Genomic DNA, 18368 nt, shown 5'->3' on the forward strand with positions numbered 1-18368 from the left:
TTTTTTCGAACAAGTTAAGCGAATCTATCGCCTTTTAGGCTCTGTTGGATTTCCTATAATGCCCCCATAGCAAAAGCACTTATTCAAGGAAAACCATTATGTCTCGTGTATTAGCCCTAAAATCAAGCATCCTAGGTGACTACTCTCAATCAACTAAACTGGTAGAAGAGTTCATCAAAAATGTAGACCAAGATAAACTGACCGTTCGCGATCTGGCTGCAAACCCACTTCCAGTATTAGACTTCTCTGTGGCAACTGCTCTTCGCGCAACTGAAGACCTTTCACAAGAACAGCAAGCGGTTGTTGATCTTTCAAACACTCTAATTGAAGAGATCAAAGCAGCAGATACGCTAGTGATTGCGGCACCTATGTACAACTTCACTATCCCAACTCAGCTGAAAAACTGGATTGACCTAATTGCTCGTGCAGGCGTGACGTTCACTTACACCGAAACTGGCGTTAAAGGTCTCATTGAAGGTAAGAAAGCGATTGTCGTAACGACTCGTGGCGGCATCCATAAAGACGCAGCAACGGATAGCGTAACGCCTTACCTACGCACGGTACTTGGTTTCGTTGGCATCACAGATGTGGAATTTGTTTACGCAGAAGCACTCAACATGGGTGAAGACGCAGCAGCAAAAGGCATCTCAGAAGCACAAGCTCAGCTCGCTGAACTGGCTTAATAGCACAATCGCTTAGCTATATGTAAACAGAAAAAAAGAAAGCCTCATATAAGAATGAGGCTTTCGTCTTTATATCCGGCTGAGCTTAAAACTCATACTGGAAATAGACCGTGTTGTAGTTGCTGCCGCCTTTGATACGACCAAACTGTGAGGCGTTCTCGAAGATTGCAGAGCGATGATGAAGTGAATAACCAAACCAAAGATTATTCAAATCGTTCTTGCCAAACAGGTCACCTACGTTGACATCAAACGAGAAGTCTAAGTAGTTGAGTAGATGACTCGCCGTGTAACCCTTCTCTTCCATTTCTGTCGCTTCAATGTAGGTAATGGAATCGATGTAGGACATACCTTCTGCGACACCAAAGCGCCATTGTGTTGGCCAATTAAAGGTGTAGTAAGCCTTAATCGCAACCACATATTCCGTACTGCTCGATTGCACATCTGAGCTCCAGTGATGAACGATACCTGGCGTTAGATAGATATCCAACGGGAAACCAAAGATCTCATCCGTCAGAGGGTGACCGTAGAAGAACGACGTAAGCTGGTTGTTAAACTCATCTTTCTCGCGATTGAACTTCATGATGTCGCCAATGTTTGATGGCGTTGCCCAACCGTGCGCCACACGAAGGTAGGCTAGGTTATTCAACCGAGGTTTTGGTGCTTTCTCTTTATCGTTAAAGAAGCCAAAGCCAAGGTAGAGTTCACCTTGATAGCGATCTTCCACAATCGATGATTCATAAGCGTTGTCATCTAAGCGTGTCACACTGGTTGAACCGAGTAGATAAAGGTTAGAAATAACGTGATACCTAGCTTCCACCCCCACGTTCAAATCAACGCCGGCACCGATATTCTTCCCCGTTACCTCATAATATTCGCTGTTGAAGTCGGCGCTTTTATAGCGAAGGGTCGCACTTGGGGTAAATTCCCAGTCACCAACTTCATAGAAACCTTTCGCACGTAAGTTACCGTGGAAGTTGTATTCACTATCACTCATTATTTCGGTTTCGACCGCCCACTCATCATCAATTTGATAAGTCAACTGTCCACCGAAGTCAGCAGTATCACCTTCTATCGCATTTTGCTCTGATGCTGGAATATCAATAAAACGCATACGCGAGATCGCATTCAGTGACCATTTCTCATCTTCAGACTCAAGCAGGTATGCCCCCATTTCAGTGCCATCAATAAACACGTAGTCATTTTTAAAAAACAACATCGGCACGAACGAGCTCACCGATTGATCGCCACCAGACGTGTCATAAGGGATGCTCGCCGTTCGAAACATCGCGGCTATCCCCCACTCTTGCTCTTCGATCGCTGCTGCATTACCACTGCTAAGTAGCGCACCCGAGCTAACCATGGTTGCTATTAATTTGTTCTTCATTATTGTTTTTTCTCTGTTGAGCCGTTTTATGCTACCGAATAGACATTTATTAACCAATTGTGGTCAACTATCTTAATTTTAAGCAACTAACTTTAGGTTTGATCGTCATTGACCGTTACAATGAAGATCACCCTATGGTCAATTTAAAGTATTGTGAAAGTTTCCGAATTACAAAACATTATAAACCAGCTTCCGAGCGATGCCGATCCTGACGTTGTCATGGGAGAGGCTTGGTTACCAGAAAGACTCGTTGACACCACGCTTGATGGTGAGCTGTTGTTTCTTCAATTTGATAACGCTCCTGAAGAAACGCAAGGAGACGAAGAAGGCCGTGGTTTTGTGGAGCACGAAATTACCATGATCCGAGAAAAACTCGAACAAATACTTGATGCTCCTTCAGATACCAAGACAAAAGCCGATGCGATGCTGGCTCTATTTTTAATGGGTCATGAACTTTCTAGCTCAGAAGTTATCGAAATACTCGAAACACCCGATCTAGATAACGACTTAATATAATTAAAGAATAGTCCACTACCACCATTTTAGGAACACTGTGAAGCTTTCGACACCTCAAACACTCCCTTTGCTAATTGCTGGCCCAATATTGCGTAAAACGACCAAACAAGAGATTGTCATCTGGGTCGTAACTAGCCAACCGCTTTCTGGCATGGTTTCGCTTTACCATCGCGAGCAAGATCAGGCTTGTCATCAAGCCGAGTTAGGTGAACAGCAAAGCTTCCAAATCGGCGTTTCAGCGTGGGTAACACTGCTTCAACTTCACGGTGACTTCCCAACCAATACGCCGCTCGAATATGATATCGAGACCAAACAAGGTGGACTCAAAGCTCTTGCTCCCCACCTCACATATAATGATAACCAACGGGTTGAGTTTGTTGTCTCTGAAGAGTCAAACTACATTCTGCATGGCTCTTGCCGTAACCCACATCACCCGAGTAAAGATAGCTTAGTTGCGGCTGACAACAAGGTAGAAAAGCAAACACCATTAGAACGCCCAGACTTGTTAATGATGAGCGGAGACCAGATCTACGCTGATCATGTTGCGGGCCCCATGCTAGATGCGATTTGGCAAGTCATTCAACTGCTTGGTCTTCCAGATGAGCGGCTACCGACCGATGCGCAAATCAATGATATTGATAGCAGCCAATCGCTGTTTGCAAGTGAGTACCATCTTTATCAGCGCCATCACTATTTGCCTCATCATCCGCAGTCAGATTCATTATTGGATAAGCTGTTTCCAAATCGCAAAGTTCCAATTTTTAGTTCTCGTGAATGTGAAAACCATTTGGTTACTCTCTCTGAGTTCGTTGCCATGTACCTGTTGGTTTGGTCACCGACTCTGTGGCAGTGCATTAACCGTGAACGCCTGATTGAAAACAACTTTGAGCAAGGTGGCAGAAAACTCACTCCGCTAGAGCAACAACAATGGCGTGATGAAACAGAGATCATTAACGACTTCATCAAGGGGTTACCACAAGTACAACGCTTACTGGCGCATATCCCAACCTATATGATTTTTGACGATCACGACGTTACTGATGATTGGAACCTCACCGTCGGATGGGAACAAGCCGTTATACAAAACCAACTCGCTACACAAGTGATTGGGAATGGTCTTGCTTCCTACTGGCTTTGCCAAGGCTGGGGAAATGCTCCTGAAAAGTTTGATGATCTGTTTTTCCAACACGCGAAGTCCGTCTTTAATGTTCGAACCACTGAAGAGACTCAAACAGCGCACCCGATGATCGACAAAGAAGCGCACCAAGGATTTGTTGAATATCTTAATCGCTTTGAAGATTGGCATTACACCATCGATTTGTCACCCAAAGTGATCGTCTTAGATACGCGAACTCGACGCTGGCGTTCAGAATCTCGCATGAATAAACCTTCAGGCTTAATGGACTGGGAAGCACTGATTGAATTTCAACACCAGCTCATGCATCAAGATAAGGTGATCATCATCTCAGCTGCGCCAATGTTTGGGGTTAAGTTCATCGAGGCACTGCAGAAAATCATGACGACGTGCGGTCAGCCATTGGTAATTGATGCAGAGAACTGGATGGCTCACCCAGGCAGTGCAAACACTCTGATTAGCATTTTCACGCATACTAAGACACCGACCAATTTTGTGGTGCTCTCTGGTGATGTGCACTACTCCTTTGCTTACGACATTAAACTGCGTTATCGCAAAAACAGTCCGAACATTTATCAGATCACCTGCAGCGGCATTAAGAACGAGTTCCCCGCTGCTCTGCTTAAGTTTTGCGACGTATGTGATCGCCTGCTCTACAGCCCACGTTCAATACTTAACTACTTCACCAAGCGTAAGCGTTTGAAAATCGAGAAACGAAGCCCAGATAACCAGAACTTCTACCGCCTTTCAAACCGAAGTGCCATTGGTGAGTTGAAGCTCGATGAATCGGGTAAACCAATCTCAATCACCACATTAAGCGGTGATGGTAAAGTCACTCGATTCCCGGAGCCTGATTAAGGCTAAATGCATCGCCAGACTACCTATAGTTTTGTCAGCATAGTGTAAATCCACTTGCGATCAGCAAAAGCAAGCCCAATATTAATAGTATTAGGCTTACCTATATCTCTACATTATCAATCCGGTTTAGCCTGCAATTTAAATCTGTTTCGCACTATTGGAGCTTGTTATGTTTAATTCCCTTACTTCACTGTTCAAACAACTGATTGAAGGCGAAGACCTTAGTAAAAACGCAAAAGCGTCACCCAATATTGCGATTGCAAGCTTGCTGTGTGAAGTTGCAGGTGCCGACCACGAAATAGACGAAAACGAGCAAGCGGCAAAACTGATGTTGATTCAACGCTTACTGGGGCTGACAGAAGAAGAAGCCGGAGAGCTGCTCAAGAAAGCACAACCGCAAGTAGAACAGTCCGTTTCTCTCTATGACTTTACTTCACAGCTTCGTGAACTTTCGCAACCTGTACGTATCGATCTAATTAAAACGATGTGGGAAGTAGCGCATGCCGATGGCGAGATCGACCCAATGGAAGATGCTGTGATTCGTAAAACAGCGGAACTGCTCTACGTTGACCACAGCGACTTCATCAAAACAAAACTAAGCGTACTCGGTGAAGAGTAGCGCTGCAGTTCACAGAGAATAAATCCGCTTCATAAAGGCTAACTTTAAAAGGGTTGGCCTTAATCGCGAGATAGCGAACGCCCATAAAATATGCCCTTTAGCTGTAAAGGCAGCCCATCTTGATTGATAAACAACCCTCTTTGGTCAGATACCATCACGCTACGCTTGTTTTCTAACTCTCGAATGTATAGGTTTTTTACGTTAAAGGTTTGAGGGTTCGATGCCTGATCTTGTTCTATTTGATAGAGATAATAGTGATCTCCCCAGCGAAGAAAGACACCAAAAAACTGCTTAACATGCAGCACCTTTCCATATCGGTCATAGCCAATATAATGCATTTTAGCTCTGCCATTTCGCAGGCGCAGTGTCACTTCTTCATGGCCCAAACCCTCATAAGCGACCTTAAATTGATAGGCATTATTCGTCGACATACCCGAGACAAGTCCTACCGACAAAATTAGTACAGTGACAAAAATAATAGGGATTAAAAAATGTCGCATCTTAGGATTCTTCTCGGCAAGAGAGTGAGGAAAATTCAGGAGAAATATCCGTCCACTCGCCATCAATGAGAGCGACAGCCTGAATGTTATTACAGCCAACCCCTCGATCATGTAGGTACAGACGAGTCACGCCAAGATTTGAGAGCTTATTAAACAGTGCTTCATCTTTACTCACGATCTTAATGTCGTCATGAACCACTTCGATACCAGCAATAGTTTCATCGCTCATGAAAAAAGCCATTTGGTAGAAGGTGATAAAGAGCCCTAAAGCAATCAAAGACCCTAATGCGCCTTTTATGAGCTGTGCTCCCGTTAAGCCAAACATCGCGCTCTCTGGGGAAGTAAGTGGCTCACAAGCATCTTTGGAGTTCAAATCACTCTGAGTGCTTGTTTTTTCCTTGGTTTCCGACTCCTCCATAGTAGGAATAGAAGCTAAAGAATCGAAAGCTGGAATGCAGTAGCCCTCTTTTTGCACCGTCACCACCTTAAAAGGTGCATCAAACGTCATCAATGCATTACGTAAATTCTTAATCGCTACATTGAGCGAACTGTTAGTCACGATTTTTCCTGGCCAACATTCTTCGAGAAGAACATCACGCTTGATGGTTTTAGGGGATTCTTTATATAAGAGATTTAAAATCAGGCACTCTGAATAAGAGAGGCTAACTTGGTGGGAAGACGTCGTGCTTCGCAAGGTACAAGTATCAAGCTCAAGAACTAAGTCATTTAAGGTTACTTTATTATTATCCATACCGTAGACAAACGAATGTGCTAATCGTTATAGATTAGCACACATAGAAATATTATATCAGAATCAAAGCTTTAGCTTGAAACCCAACTCGCTAACGTGAATATCCGCAAAGCCTAGTTTTACCGCTTCTAATTCGTTCGCTACTTGTCTTGCATGCTCTTCATCTTTAGCAAGCACAGCAATAGAATAAACAGGGCGAATCATTTGCGTTCCGCCATCCTTTGACGCTGAAATATCCTTGTTAAAGAGGTACGCCGACGTAATGGTGCTCGTTGCACTCCAATCAACAATTTTCTGCAGATCTCGGCCAATCACCTTATCCACCAGCAATTTGTCTTCTGGCTGTTTCCAACTCAACTCGACAGCATAATTAGTGAAGGCAACCTCCGAGTTCAGCCATTTATTGCCCATCTCTCTAACTTCAGTGATTTCTGCCAGCTCTTTATATTGAAGAGGCAAATTACCTATCGTATTTCGAACTTCTTGTTCACTGTTGGCTTCCATCACAAACTTAATAATCGGAAACGACTTATCGCCAATGAAGCTCTCACTCACAAACATATCGTGAATTAGGCCTGCATCAATCAAGTTAGCAAAGGCTTTCTTTTGATTTGGCATTGCATCAAATACGGCCTGCGCATCGTCCGTTTTCCACGCAACCGCGACACCGAAAGCCGCCGCATTAATATTAAAAGATAAAAATAAGCTAAAAAAAGCTAAAGTCATCGGGGTTATGTTTCTCATCAGCGTCATCTCTTAGTCTCGTATAATCTGGTATAAGGCAGGATCAGCAGATACACCTTGTATCATCATTGGCGGTAACTCTTTTCTCATGGTCGCAATTGCACTTTTGAACATGGCCTCGCTCTCCCACTGCGCGACGTTGATGAAACGGTAAGTCGCATCATCATTGAGTGAACGGTGCAATTTAGTCGAGATATAGCCCGGTTGTTGCTCCAGAATATCTCTCGCAGCCTCCCAGTACTCAAGTGTCACTTCTTCGCTTGACTCATCTACGGCAAAGGTATTGATCAGCACTACTGGCTTAGCCATTGCCAAGCTGCTCACGGTTAACGTCAAAATACCCAGTGCGTGATTGATAGACTTTCTTATTTTCATTGGTTTCATGGTCACTCCCTTGTAAAAGCGAGAGAAACTTAACACAAGATTTGGCGATAAAAAGACCGCGAGGTGATGTTTAATATTAATTAAAAGCTAATTCGTTGATGGAGCATCAAAACGTTCCAAAACCCATTATTACAATCACCATTCATCCCTCTTCCATCATTTTGATTCTCATATTGATATATTCACCCACACTCTTATTTCCAAAATAAAAAACCCAAATAAAAAGCATAAATTTCAACCACTTATTTTTTGGCACTCTCTTTGCTCTATTTAGATTTTTAGGGATAAAAGGGAACCGACCATGAGAAAGCTAATTCCGACAATATTGACGACTGCCGTTGCTCTCACCCTACATGGATGTGGAGGTGGTGGCGGCGGTGGTGGAAGCACCTCAGCACCAGCTCCAACACAGAGCTTTTCCGACATTTCCGTACCGAGCTCATTTGAGTGGAGTGGCTCAACCACTCGTGATTTGACCATTAACGTAGTCAGTGAAGTATCGCAACGTGACGGCCAAGCCGCAGCAATTCGTGGCTCTCACATCGTCAAGCTATACAGCATGAGCAGTGACGGCACAGATTCACAGCCCTTCTTCACTGGGATGACGAACAGCGATGGTCAACTCACGAATAGCTTAAGCCTCTTAGATACTTGGCAAGGAATTAAGCTGGTAGCACTTGTGCGCGGCGATGAGTGCGTTTCTCAGGTTGAGTCCGCTGACATTATGAAAGATCTGTATGTCAGCTGTGACATCGTTTTAGACGCAGATTAAGGAGTGGGAATTATGGATAACTTCAAAAAATCACTGCTTGTGGCTAGTTCAATTGCTGCGTGTAGTTTTTCCAATCAAGTATTAGCAGCAGCTTCGGAAAACCAAACGACAGATAATGGCGATGGTTCTACGACTGTGACTCAAAAGATCAATGCCAGCAGTACCTCTCCTCATTATGTTGCGCCTTCTGGGTACGGGTTTTCGATCTACAGTAATAAAAACGAAGACTACTCTTGGCAACACGATATTTCGATTCCATCTGGTGCACAGGTGACTTCTGCAACCCTTACTATCTATGCCTATGATGTAGATTCAGAAGCTCATCACGGTGAAAACGGCGAATACGATAGTGTTACCGTAGACGGAACCTTGCTCAACCCCGGCTTCCTTCAAGGTACCAACAACAATTGGTCGACAACTGTTTTTGACTTACCCCTTGCTTCGCTGGATGACGGGTTAGTTAATGTCGACCTGGACATCGACGTTAATGGTGACGGTTGGTTAACCACTCTTGATTACAGCTTGTTGACCGTGACCTATACCGAGATTGAAAACGATCCTCCATTCACGCCGACTTTATCTCGAAGCAGTGGTTTAGGTGATAACGACCCGTTAGTTGTTTCTGTAACAGGGCCTAACCCAGCCGATCCAGACGGCGATTCCGTAACTTACACTTACCGTTGGTTTGTGGATGTTGGCCAAGGTTTCTATGTAGATGATGAGTTTGTCGGCAAGAATGACAACAACGGCGCAACCCTGCCAGCGAATCAAACTTCAGACGGAGAGCTATGGAAGGTTCAAGTTACCGCAGTCGATTCCAACGGTTTAATCAGTAACTTTGCAGAAATCAGCTGGCCTGAAATTGGTGATAGTGATGGCGACGGTGTTGCTGATGCCAACGACTACGCTCCAAACGATCCGAATATCGCGTTCTACAGCCGCACACCAACAACTGGCTGGCACACATTAGCATATGAAGATCTATGGCCTTATGAAGGTGATTACGACCTCAATGATTTCGTTACCCGTTACGCTTACGGTGTTTACACCAACGCAAGCAATGAAATCACTCGATTCGATTACTATGGCCAAGCCGTAGCGCGTGGTGCTGCTGATGACAACAGCTTTGCTATTTCTTTAGCTGGATTAGAAGCGTCTGATGTCGGTACGTTGACTCGCACCATTAACGGTGTCACTACAACCGTCACTCCTGAGTCTGGTCACAGTGGCGAGATGGTATTCGTATTGATTGACAGTGTAAGTGACTTGCTGCCAGCCAACGGCTCATCAAACTTCTACAATACTGAAGCGGGTGACAACCGAAGTGCTGTAGATTACAGCGCATCACTGGTGATTAATGGTTCAATGAGTAGCTTAGCGCCAAAAGCGTTCAACCCATTCATTTTCAAAGTTGGTTCTCGAAACAAAGAGATCCACTTGATGAACTACCCTAGTACCGACCTAGCCAACACCAGTATCTTCGGTGTCGGTGATGATGATAGTGTTGCCGAGAATAATGAGTTCTATCAAACCCAAGCTGGTCTGCCGTGGGCACTGGATATTCCTGCAAACTGGGCTCATCCATACGAGAGAACAGATACTAGCCAAGCGTACCCAGACATCAAACCTTGGGCGGAAAGTGGTGGCGTAAATAAACCTAACTGGCATGCTAACCCAAATGCGAACAAAACATGGTAAACACAAACCAAAAACCTGAATGACAATCCAGGCCACCAATAGCAAAAAAGCCATCAATCATGATGGCTTTTTCGTTTATAGCGTTCGCTTTAAAGCATGGTCAACGTCAACTTAGCGAGATTATAAGCATCGACATAACCGGAATGCTGACGACCTTCCCACTCGATATTTTGCGCTTCTTGAGCCGCACGGTGGCCAATACGTTTATCTTTCAGACGATGTTGGATGCGATATAAGGTCGCGATATTCAAGAACTCGGTAAACGGAGGTTCAATCCCCTTTTCAATACACTCTTTGTGTAAGATTAGGTCGTCACGTCCCCAAGCTGCGTAAATCTTATTAGGACCACCAAAATTTTTGATCATCGACTGAACCACTGACGCGAGTGGACGCCCTTGCTTCTCAATTTTACGTGGTGTAATACCCGTCAACTCAGCGCAGAACAAAGAGACTTCATCTTTCTCAGGCTTAACGTAGTACTGCGCTCGTTTCACGATTTCTCCGGATGCTAGATCAATCTCGGCCAGACCCACTTCAATGATCTCGCCCGTTGTTCCCACTCCGTCTTCGTTCCAACAGCACATTTCCAAATCGAAACAGACTACTCGATTGTGATTCATACGTTGCCTAATTATCCCGTCAAAAATTTCAAAGGACCGATTGTACCTGAGCCGCTGCAAGATCTCGACCCTGGAGGTTTCAAGTGCTCAATTCCCCTGCAATTGTCACTTGGTTTCGTCCATTTACTTTACTTTGATAAAGCATACTATCGGTCAACTGTAGAATTTCTTCCGTATCTTCACTGACACGAATAGCCGCGCCAATGCTCAATGTACAATGCAGTTGTTGATCTTTGTGTTCACAAACCGTTTCACGAACTCGATTAAGAATGCAGTCCAAGTATCCTGACAGTTGTTCTTTTTCGGCGATTGTGGAGAGAATACAGAACTCATCCCCACCAATTCGGAATAGATTATCGCCAGATTTAAGACTCACAGAGATAACTTTAATCACGTGTACTAGCAAAGCATCGCCGGCAGGATGACCGAATTCGTCATTAATCGCTTTGAACTTATCGATATCAAACCCAATCAAGCTGAAAGGCTTATCGCTTCTTATGGCACTGTCGAGCATTTTATTGAAGGCACGACGATTATAAATCTCGGTTAGGCTGTCATGATTGGCAAGAAAGCGCAGCTCTTCCGTTCTCTTGTCTAGCATTTGATAGAGACGCTCTTTTTCTCGTACTTGCAGGTTTACTATGTACGCCAACAACAGTGAGATCATCGTCCCTACGAGCGCAATGCCCGCCAACACTAGGTAACCATCAAAAGATATGTATGAGTTGATCTTGTAGTCAATCGTCCATTGTCGATTTGTCAGCATTATGTGTTTCGTAATATGCTGGCCATCTACGCTTTCAAATCCATCAGATTCAAACAATAGCGGCGCATCTTCCGCTTCGAATCCATGATCCGTAACACGAACGTACACATCCATATCACCCACAGTCGATGCCAATAGGTTTTCAAAGTAGAAGGTTGTACGTATCACTCCAATTACCACCCCCAGCAGATTGTCACTTTGACCATCAAACACTGGGTGGTACACCAACATGCCCGTTTTCGGTAGATCTCGACTCAAACCATCTTGAAGTAATCGAACTTTATCCGAGATGTTCGCTTCGCGTGTCTCGCGAATGTTTTCCACGATGCGCTTAAAGCGTTCACGGGAGGAGTAGAACCCGAGTACCTTGTCGTTACGCTCTGTGTTTGGGTAAAGGTCGCTTGCGATGAAGGCAGGTTCACCATCCAGCACATAGCCGTAAGTCTTGGGACCGTGTTTAGGAATGGTATAGAGTTCAAAAGATGGATGGATCGCTTTCATTTTCGCAGTATGCTGTTCAATTTCGTCTGCGGTGACTTTTTGCATCCATTGCAGCCCGATCAGGCTTTTAGAGCCATTGATAGTTTGCTCTGCAAAACGATCGAACTTATCCCAATTTTGAGGATCATTGGAGTAAAAGAAATTGGCACCAGAGCCAATGTAGGCCACATCGTTATCTATAAAGGCTTTCAAACTCAACGTTTGATGATCAGCAAAACTGTCTAAATTTGCCTTTAAGGAACGACTCTGGCTTATAGCAACGAGTACGAGACACAACACCGTTATCAAAAATGTGACAGAAAAAGCAACTAACGGGAGCGTTCGTTTTTTCAACCCGGTTGTAGGGTCGATAGTATGGGGCATAGAGCTTCCAAAACATGGTAATTGATTCGAAAGTATACACTGACAACATGGCAGTCTCTATTCCTCTTTAGGGATGATTCTGGAATAGAACTAACACTATTTACAAAGCACGGACATTAATGGTCATTAAATCAACAGAACTCGATGATTTTTCAAGCTAACAAACCAAAAAAAACGTTTATCAAAAACATTAAATAAAGCTCTTAGACCTTGAATATGCTAGTATCCGTCCATATTTATAGCTTGAAAGAAGCGCATTTACCAAAGTGTAAAACTAGATTCTTTCCGACCAGTATATTCATCTATACAAGCGAATATACCGTTAAATCAATCTAAAGAGAAATCACAATGAACTTTGATTTAAACCTTATCCCACAAACGTTTGATATGCTTCACGCAGGCCTAACAGCATCGAGCGTTTTACTACTGTTGATCGCTGTATCTCGCAAATCTAAAGTCGTCGAGAAAGTGGTTGAGAAACCAGTAGAGAAAATTGTTGAAGTAGAAAAACCGGTCGAGAAGATCGTAGAAGTTGAAAAAGTCGTTGAAGTAGAAAAAGTCATCGAAAAAGTAGTAGAAGTTGAATCTAAACTAGCAACCGCATCAACAGATTCTGCAATGCAACTACTGTCTATCATGCAACAAGAAGCTCGCCTAATCGACTTCCTGAAAGAAGACCTAACGTCGTTCTCTGACGAAGAAGTAGGTGCAGCAGCTCGTGTTATCCACACTGGCGGCCAAAAAGTACTAAGCGACTACGTTACTCTTTCTCACATCCGTAATGAAGACGAAGAAACACGTATTACTGTAGCTGAGGGCTTCAACCCACAAGAAGTTCGCCTAACCGGTAACGTAACAGGTAGCGCACCATTCAACGGTACACTGGTACACAAAGGTTGGAAAGCGACTGAGATGAAGCTTCCTAAGCTTGCTGAAAACTACGATGCATCTGTTATTGCACCTGCAGAGGTAGAGCTATAATGGAACAGCATAACCACTTATCTCAAGACGCTGCGTCTCAAGAGCCACAAGAGCAAGGCGCTAAGTTCAGCGTTGGTATCGACTTAGGTACCACGCACTGTGTTCTTTCGTTCATTGATACAACCAATGAAGATGCACGAGTTGAAGTAATGCCAATTCCTCAGCTTACTGCACCAGGCACTGTAGAGACACGCAGCCAACTAGGTTCATTCCTATACCAACCGCACGAACATGAGATGAACGAAGCGTCACGCGTTCTTCCTTGGTCAACAGAGCCAAAAGCATTGGTTGGTGCGATTGCACGTAATCTAGGCTCAAAAACGCCAATCCGTCTTATCGCAAGTGCGAAATCTTGGCTATGCCACGGGGGTGTTAATCGTCGTGATGCTTTCCTTCCTGCAGGTAGCCCTGAAGAAGTTGAAAAAGTATCGCCGCTGAAAGCAACAGAGCTTTACCTAGAACACCTAAAAGATGCTTGGAACCACGCTAACCCATCACACCCGCTTTCTGAGCAAGATGTGACGATTACAGTTCCAGCCTCTTTCGACCCTGCGGCTCGTGACCTAACAGCAGAAGCAGCACGTAACGTTGGCTTCACGCACCTGACTCTACTAGAAGAGCCTCAAGCTGCACTGTATAGCTGGATTGATAACAGCAACGATCAATGGCGTGATGAAGTTGAAGTTGGCGACATCGTTCTTGTTGTCGATATCGGTGGTGGTACTACCGACCTTTCTTTGGTTGAAGTTACTGAAGACGACGGCAACCTAACGCTGAACCGTATTGCGGTAGGTGAGCATATCCTACTTGGCGGTGACAACATGGACTTGGCTCTTGCTTACCGTCTGAAGATGAAGCTAGCCCAAGAAGGCAAAGAGCTGGCTCCTTGGCAAGTTCAAGCGATGACTCACGCATGTCGTGATGCAAAAGAAGCGCTACTGAACGATGCCGAACTTCAAGCTGTGCCAATCGTTGTACCTAGCCGTGGCTCTAAGCTACTGGGCGCAACGCTGAAAACTGAGCTGACGCAACAAGAAGTTCAACAAACACTGGTTGATGGTTTCTTCCCTAAAGTTGCAGTGACAGATCACCCTGTTCAGAAAACACGTGGCGCACTGACTCAAATGGGTCTGCCTTACGCTCAAGACGCGGGAATTACTCGTCACATTGCCGCTTTCCTATCTAAACAGGCAAACGCGCTTTCAGGTAATGACGAAGCAGCTCAACAAGATTTCAACCCATTCGCAAACATGCCAGGCATGCCGGGTGCAGAAGCGCCAGCTGCCGATTTCATCAAACCAACAGCGATCCTGTTCAACGGTGGTGTTCTGAAATCGAGTCTATTGGCTGATCGCCTTTCAGACACGATCAACGAGTGGTTGATCAACGCCGACGCCGAATTTGCTAAGCAGCTTTCTGGTCTGGACCTTGATCTTGCCGTTGCAAGTGGCGCTTCATACTACGGCGCAGTTCGTCGTGGTCAAGGCGTACGTATCCGTGGTGGTATTGCTTCGGCTTACTACGTAGGTATTGAAAGCGCGATGCCAGCGATTCCAGGTATGGCTCCTCCAATGGAAGCACTGTGTGTTGCACCATTTGGTATGGAAGAAGGTTCGAGCGTTCAAGTACCAAGTCAAGAGTTCGGCCTAGTAATCGGTCAACCGGTTCACTTCCAATTCTTCGGCTCAACAACACGTCGTGATGATGAAGCTGGTACTCACCTGGATCATTGGGCACCTGAAGATCTAGAAGAGCTACCTGAGATCCAAGTGACTCTACCTGTGTCTGAAGGTCGACGTGAAGGTGAAGTGGTTCCTGTAACACTTGCTTCACGCGTCACAGAGCTAGGTACGCTTTACCTAGAAGCTATTGCCACCGACAACGGTCAGAAGTGGCACGTTGAGTTTGACGTTCGTGAAGATTCGAACCAAGACTCAATCGAACAAGCATAATGATTCAACGGCACCTTAGCGGGTGCCGTTATTTTATCAAAACGTGATTCCCTGCCGCAGTTGCGGCGAATTAGAGAATCTGTTTTAACCGATAGATTTAAACCTACAGTGATGATATTCCCGACTCAGTTGTGTACTAAAATTGGTACGACTCCATCTGTCGGGAACGACGTTTAAAATAACGACAATAAGATCCACTCTTTCAATAAACTGGTCATCACTTAGGAAGAATAAGGTTTTGTATGGCATCTCCTCGTTTCTTAGTCGGTATCGACTTGGGCACCACCAACACAGTGGTTGCTTACTGTGAAATCACCGACGACTTACAACAATCCCCTGTATCTCTGTTCGACATCGACCAACTTATTGGCCCTGGTGAAGTCGTTCGTAAACCCCTACTCCCTTCTTTCCGTTATCACCCTGCTCAAGGGCAGATTGCACAGAACGATCTTACCTTGCCGTGGGACGTGGAACCTGTATCTGGTGATATCAGTAATGTGATTGTTGGTGAATGGGCACGTGAGCTTGGTGCGAAAGTAGAAGGTCGCCAAGTGTCTAGTGCAAAAAGCTGGCTTTCCCACCAAGCCGTAGACCGTAACTCAGATATCTTGCCGTGGGCGGGTGCGAGTGACGTTGATAAGGTCTCGCCTGTTGTGGCAAGCGCTAGCTACCTTAACCACATCCGCCAAGCTTGGAACTACCGCAACCCAAGCAACAAACTTGAAGATCAAGATGTGGTAGTCACTGTGCCTGCATCGTTTGATGAAACCGCACGTAAGTTAACTTTGGAAGCGGCTCAACTGGCCGGTCTTAATAAGATCTTACTACTCGAAGAGCCTCAAGCGGTTTGCTACGACTGGTATGCACGCCACCAGCAAACAGCGGCTGAAGAACTTGAACAGCTACCACTGATCTTGGTGTGTGACGTTGGTGGTGGTACGACCGACTTAAGCTTGATTGAAGCACGCTTTAATTCCAGCAATGGTAGTGAAGCAGAACTCGCCCTTGATCGTATTGGTGTTGGCGAACACTTAATGCTTGGTGGTGATAACCTCGACTTAGCCCTAGCTCACCTTGCTGAACAACGTTTCAACCAAAGCAAGAAACTGAATGCCTCTAGTCTGACTAAGCTAATTCAGCAGACTCGTAGTGCAAAAGAGAACCTTCTCTCAAGCCAAGCGCCAGACGATGTAAAAATCACCATGCTTGGCAGTGGTTCGAAACTACTTGGCGGCACAAAAAGCATTGGGTTGACCAAAGCTGAAGTTCACCAGATCGCGCTTGAAGGCTTTTTCCCTCTTTCTGACTTCAATGAAGTGCCAGACAAACGCCGCAGTGCGGTGGTTGAGTTTGGTCTTCCGTATGTTGCTGATCCAGCAGTAAGCAAACACATCGCCGAGTTCCTAACGCAACATCAGCAAGTGTCTAAAGCGGCTCTAGAAAACTCTGCCATTGAGTACGATGAATCCGCCCCCGCGATTCCGGTCGCAATCCTATTGAATGGTGGTGTGTTTAACAGTGATTTGGTTACCGAGCGTATCACTCAGTTAATGACTAGCTGGAAAGGCTCTGACATCACAGTATTAGATAACCCTCATCCAGACTGGTCGGTAGCTCTAGGTGCGGTCGCCTTTGGTAAAGCACGACGTGGCGCACAACTTAAAATTGGTGGGGGTGCTGCGCGCTCTTACTTCCTGCATCTGCAAGAAAAAAACAAAATGGGCAAAGCACTTTGTCTATTGGCTAAAGGCACCGAAGAAGGCCACGAGATTCGTCTAAGCAGTCGTCGTTTTTCGTTGACTCTGGGCGAGCCTGTTCGATTTAACCTATTGACGTCAACCCATGATCAAATCGCTCACGATACTGCGATTCAAAATGGTGTGATGGTCGATGTTGATGCCGATCTTTTCTCACCTCTGCCGCCATATATATCAACACTTGAAAGCTTTGATGAGAAAGAGCTACAAGCGAACCAAAAAGAGCGCGTTGAGGTACAGCTCGCTTGCCAACTGACCGAAGTTGGCACACTTAAGATGGAGTGTGTGAGCGTAAATGATGATACTCAGCGTTGGTCATTGGAGTTTGAGGTTCGTAATAAGCAAGGTGACGATGCAGAGCAAGAGAAGCTTCACCCTCGCCTTGAAGAGTGTAAAGAGCTCGTTTCTCGCCTCTACAGTGGTAACAAGAAAAGTGCAGAGTCGAAAGAGATCAAAACCCTCGCGAAAGATCTGGAAAAGCGCTTAGGTAAACGTGATGAGTGGGACTTCACTACCCTGCGTCACCTGTTTGATACCTTCTCTCTAGGTAGAAAACGTCGCCGTCGCTCTGAAGCACATGAGAAAAACTGGCTTCGCTTAGCTGGGTATTCAATGCGCCCTGGATTTGGAGATCCAACAGACTCTTGGCGTATGGAGCAACTTTGGGGTTTATACCAGCAAGGTATTCAGTTCAAGAATCACCAAGGTTGGACAGACTGGTGGGTATTCTGGCGTCGCGTTGCTGGCGGGTTAAATCAAGAGCAGCAAGAAACCATCTTGGCGGATATCGCTAAGTACCTACACCCAGGAGCGATGAAGAACCCGAAATCAGCAAAAGATGCGCAAGACCACGGTTATGAATCTATGGTTCGTTTGGCGGCTTCTTTAGAGCAATTAGAGGTAGAAGACAAAGCGCTGCTCTCTACTTGGTTCCTCAACAAAGCGATTAACCATAATCAATTTGAACAAGCGCACTGGTGGGCTCTAGGTCGCTTGGCGTCACGCACTCCTCTTTATGGCAGCCAACATAGTGTGATTCCTCGTGAGCAGGCTGAGCAGTGGCTACCTAAATTGCTTGATCAAAACTGGCACAAAGAGCCAATGATCGCGTTTGCTGCGGTAATGATTTGTCGTAAAACGGGCGACCGCTTGTTCGATATTTCTGATGATTTCCGCGAACAAGTCGTTGAGAAGTTAAAGAGCAGTAAAGTGCCAGACTCATGGTTAACGCTGGTAACTGAAGTGACTGAGCTTTCGGAAAGTGAGTCTAAACGCGTATTTGGTGATGCCCTGCCAAGCGGACTGAGTTTGATTCATAGCTAATGATATAGCCATATTCGGTTTGAAATAAAAAAGCCACTTTCCGTTATTGAAAGTGGCTTTT

General features: G+C 45.2%; 15 protein-coding genes and 1 pseudogene. 9 read left to right on the plus strand and 7 right to left on the minus strand.

Annotated features, from left to right (window positions below; genetic code table 11):
• Nucleotides 1-98: 98 nt before the first annotated feature.
• Nucleotides 99-683 (plus strand): FMN-dependent NADH-azoreductase, encoded by a 585-nt coding sequence (locus L1D60_RS16520; protein ID WP_239842073.1) that lies wholly within the window; start codon nucleotides 99-101, stop codon nucleotides 681-683.
• An 85-nt stretch (nucleotides 684-768) separates the two neighbouring features.
• Here the strand turns inward: L1D60_RS16520 and L1D60_RS16525 are convergent, their stop codons facing one another.
• Nucleotides 769-2067: a MipA/OmpV family protein gene (locus L1D60_RS16525; protein ID WP_239842074.1), complete on the minus strand. Its 1299-nt coding sequence runs from the start codon at nucleotides 2065-2067 to the stop codon at nucleotides 769-771.
• Nucleotides 2068-2165: 98 nt separating this feature from the next.
• Between L1D60_RS16525 and L1D60_RS16530 the strand changes: the two are divergent.
• From L1D60_RS16530 to L1D60_RS16540, 3 genes and pseudogenes are all read left to right on the plus strand, one after another.
• Nucleotides 2166-2571 (plus strand): annotated as a pseudogene (locus L1D60_RS16530) (hypothetical protein); the annotation flags it as partial.
• 49 nt (nucleotides 2572-2620) lie between these two features.
• Nucleotides 2621-4576, plus strand: coding sequence for an alkaline phosphatase family protein (locus tag L1D60_RS16535; RefSeq protein ID WP_239842076.1), 1956 nt, complete (start codon nucleotides 2621-2623; stop codon nucleotides 4574-4576).
• Nucleotides 4577-4745: 169 nt separating this feature from the next.
• Nucleotides 4746-5195, plus strand: coding sequence for a TerB family tellurite resistance protein (locus L1D60_RS16540; RefSeq protein ID WP_239842077.1), 450 nt, complete (start codon nucleotides 4746-4748; stop codon nucleotides 5193-5195).
• Nucleotides 5196-5254: 59 nt separating this feature from the next.
• Here L1D60_RS16540 and L1D60_RS16545 read toward each other — a convergent pair whose 3' ends face one another.
• The 4 genes from L1D60_RS16545 to L1D60_RS16560 form a co-directional block, all read right to left on the minus strand.
• Entirely contained in the window at nucleotides 5255-5695 is a 441-nt protein-coding gene (locus L1D60_RS16545) for a hypothetical protein (protein WP_239842078.1), read from the minus strand.
• A gap of 1 nt (nucleotide 5696) precedes the next feature.
• Nucleotides 5697-6446 carry a winged helix-turn-helix domain-containing protein gene (locus tag L1D60_RS16550; RefSeq protein WP_239842079.1) on the minus strand — a complete coding sequence of 250 codons (750 nt, stop codon included), beginning with the start codon at nucleotides 6444-6446 and terminating at the stop codon, nucleotides 5697-5699.
• A gap of 63 nt (nucleotides 6447-6509) precedes the next feature.
• Nucleotides 6510-7172: a hypothetical protein gene (locus L1D60_RS16555; protein ID WP_345772875.1), complete on the minus strand. Its 663-nt coding sequence runs from the start codon at nucleotides 7170-7172 to the stop codon at nucleotides 6510-6512.
• Between the two features lie 30 nt (nucleotides 7173-7202).
• Nucleotides 7203-7565: an antibiotic biosynthesis monooxygenase family protein gene (locus L1D60_RS16560; protein WP_239842150.1), complete on the minus strand. Its 363-nt coding sequence runs from the start codon at nucleotides 7563-7565 to the stop codon at nucleotides 7203-7205.
• Between the two features lie 310 nt (nucleotides 7566-7875).
• Here L1D60_RS16560 and L1D60_RS16565 point away from each other — a divergent pair, with 310 nt between their 5' ends.
• A complete protein-coding gene (locus tag L1D60_RS16565; protein ID WP_239842081.1) occupies nucleotides 7876-8346 on the plus strand; it encodes a hypothetical protein in 471 nt (156 codons plus the stop codon).
• A gap of 12 nt (nucleotides 8347-8358) precedes the next feature.
• On the plus strand, nucleotides 8359-10044 hold the full coding sequence (locus tag L1D60_RS16570; protein ID WP_239842082.1) for an LruC domain-containing protein: 1686 nt from the start codon (nucleotides 8359-8361) through the stop codon (nucleotides 10042-10044).
• 89 nt (nucleotides 10045-10133) lie between these two features.
• On the opposite strand, the gene L1D60_RS16575 is transcribed toward L1D60_RS16570, so the two are convergent.
• Both L1D60_RS16575 and L1D60_RS16580 read right to left on the minus strand, forming a co-directional pair.
• Complete coding sequence (locus L1D60_RS16575; RefSeq protein WP_032548762.1) at nucleotides 10134-10664, minus strand: 3'-5' exonuclease; 531 nt, start codon at nucleotides 10662-10664, stop codon at nucleotides 10134-10136.
• A 79-nt stretch (nucleotides 10665-10743) separates the two neighbouring features.
• Nucleotides 10744-12294 (minus strand): sensor domain-containing diguanylate cyclase, encoded by a 1551-nt coding sequence (locus L1D60_RS16580; protein ID WP_239842083.1) that lies wholly within the window; start codon nucleotides 12292-12294, stop codon nucleotides 10744-10746.
• A 348-nt stretch (nucleotides 12295-12642) separates the two neighbouring features.
• Here L1D60_RS16580 and L1D60_RS16585 point away from each other — a divergent pair, with 348 nt between their 5' ends.
• The 3 genes from L1D60_RS16585 to L1D60_RS16595 all read left to right on the plus strand — a co-directional run bounded on the left by L1D60_RS16585 (nucleotide 12643) and on the right by L1D60_RS16595 (nucleotide 18307).
• Nucleotides 12643-13275, plus strand: a complete 633-nt coding sequence (locus L1D60_RS16585) for a DUF2760 domain-containing protein (protein ID WP_239842084.1) — start codon at nucleotides 12643-12645, stop codon at nucleotides 13273-13275.
• Entirely contained in the window at nucleotides 13275-15227 is a 1953-nt protein-coding gene (locus L1D60_RS16590) for an Hsp70 family protein (protein WP_239842085.1), read from the plus strand. The genes L1D60_RS16585 and L1D60_RS16590 overlap by 1 nt, the downstream gene beginning before the upstream one ends.
• A gap of 242 nt (nucleotides 15228-15469) precedes the next feature.
• Nucleotides 15470-18307 (plus strand): Hsp70 family protein, encoded by a 2838-nt coding sequence (locus L1D60_RS16595; RefSeq protein ID WP_239842086.1) that lies wholly within the window; start codon nucleotides 15470-15472, stop codon nucleotides 18305-18307.
• Nucleotides 18308-18368 lie beyond the last annotated feature (61 nt).

The organism is Vibrio sp. Isolate30, assembly GCF_022397975.1.
GTDB lineage: Bacteria > Pseudomonadota > Gammaproteobacteria > Enterobacterales > Vibrionaceae > Vibrio > Vibrio fortis.

Bases quoted from the DNA above. Each gene is read 5' to 3' on its own strand.
- L1D60_RS16520 (WP_239842073.1), top strand. From the start codon at position 99: ATGTCTCGTGTATTAGCCCTAAAATCAAGCATCCTAGGTGACTACTCT.
- L1D60_RS16525 (WP_239842074.1), bottom strand. From the start codon at position 2,067: ATGAAGAACAAATTAATAGCAACCATGGTTAGCTCGGGTGCGCTACTT.
- L1D60_RS16540 (WP_239842077.1), top strand. From the start codon at position 4,746: ATGTTTAATTCCCTTACTTCACTGTTCAAACAACTGATTGAAGGCGAA.
- L1D60_RS16545 (WP_239842078.1), bottom strand. From the start codon at position 5,695: ATGCGACATTTTTTAATCCCTATTATTTTTGTCACTGTACTAATTTTG.
- L1D60_RS16550 (WP_239842079.1), bottom strand. From the start codon at position 6,446: ATGGATAATAATAAAGTAACCTTAAATGACTTAGTTCTTGAGCTTGAT.
- L1D60_RS16555 (WP_345772875.1), bottom strand. From the start codon at position 7,172: ATGACTTTAGCTTTTTTTAGCTTATTTTTATCTTTTAATATTAATGCG.
- L1D60_RS16560 (WP_239842150.1), bottom strand. From the start codon at position 7,565: ATGAAAATAAGAAAGTCTATCAATCACGCACTGGGTATTTTGACGTTA.
- L1D60_RS16565 (WP_239842081.1), top strand. From the start codon at position 7,876: ATGAGAAAGCTAATTCCGACAATATTGACGACTGCCGTTGCTCTCACC.
- L1D60_RS16570 (WP_239842082.1), top strand. From the start codon at position 8,359: ATGGATAACTTCAAAAAATCACTGCTTGTGGCTAGTTCAATTGCTGCG.
- L1D60_RS16575 (WP_032548762.1), bottom strand. From the start codon at position 10,664: ATGAATCACAATCGAGTAGTCTGTTTCGATTTGGAAATGTGCTGTTGG.
- L1D60_RS16580 (WP_239842083.1), bottom strand. From the start codon at position 12,294: ATGCCCCATACTATCGACCCTACAACCGGGTTGAAAAAACGAACGCTC.
- L1D60_RS16585 (WP_239842084.1), top strand. From the start codon at position 12,643: ATGAACTTTGATTTAAACCTTATCCCACAAACGTTTGATATGCTTCAC.
- L1D60_RS16590 (WP_239842085.1), top strand. From the start codon at position 13,275: ATGGAACAGCATAACCACTTATCTCAAGACGCTGCGTCTCAAGAGCCA.
- L1D60_RS16595 (WP_239842086.1), top strand. From the start codon at position 15,470: ATGGCATCTCCTCGTTTCTTAGTCGGTATCGACTTGGGCACCACCAAC.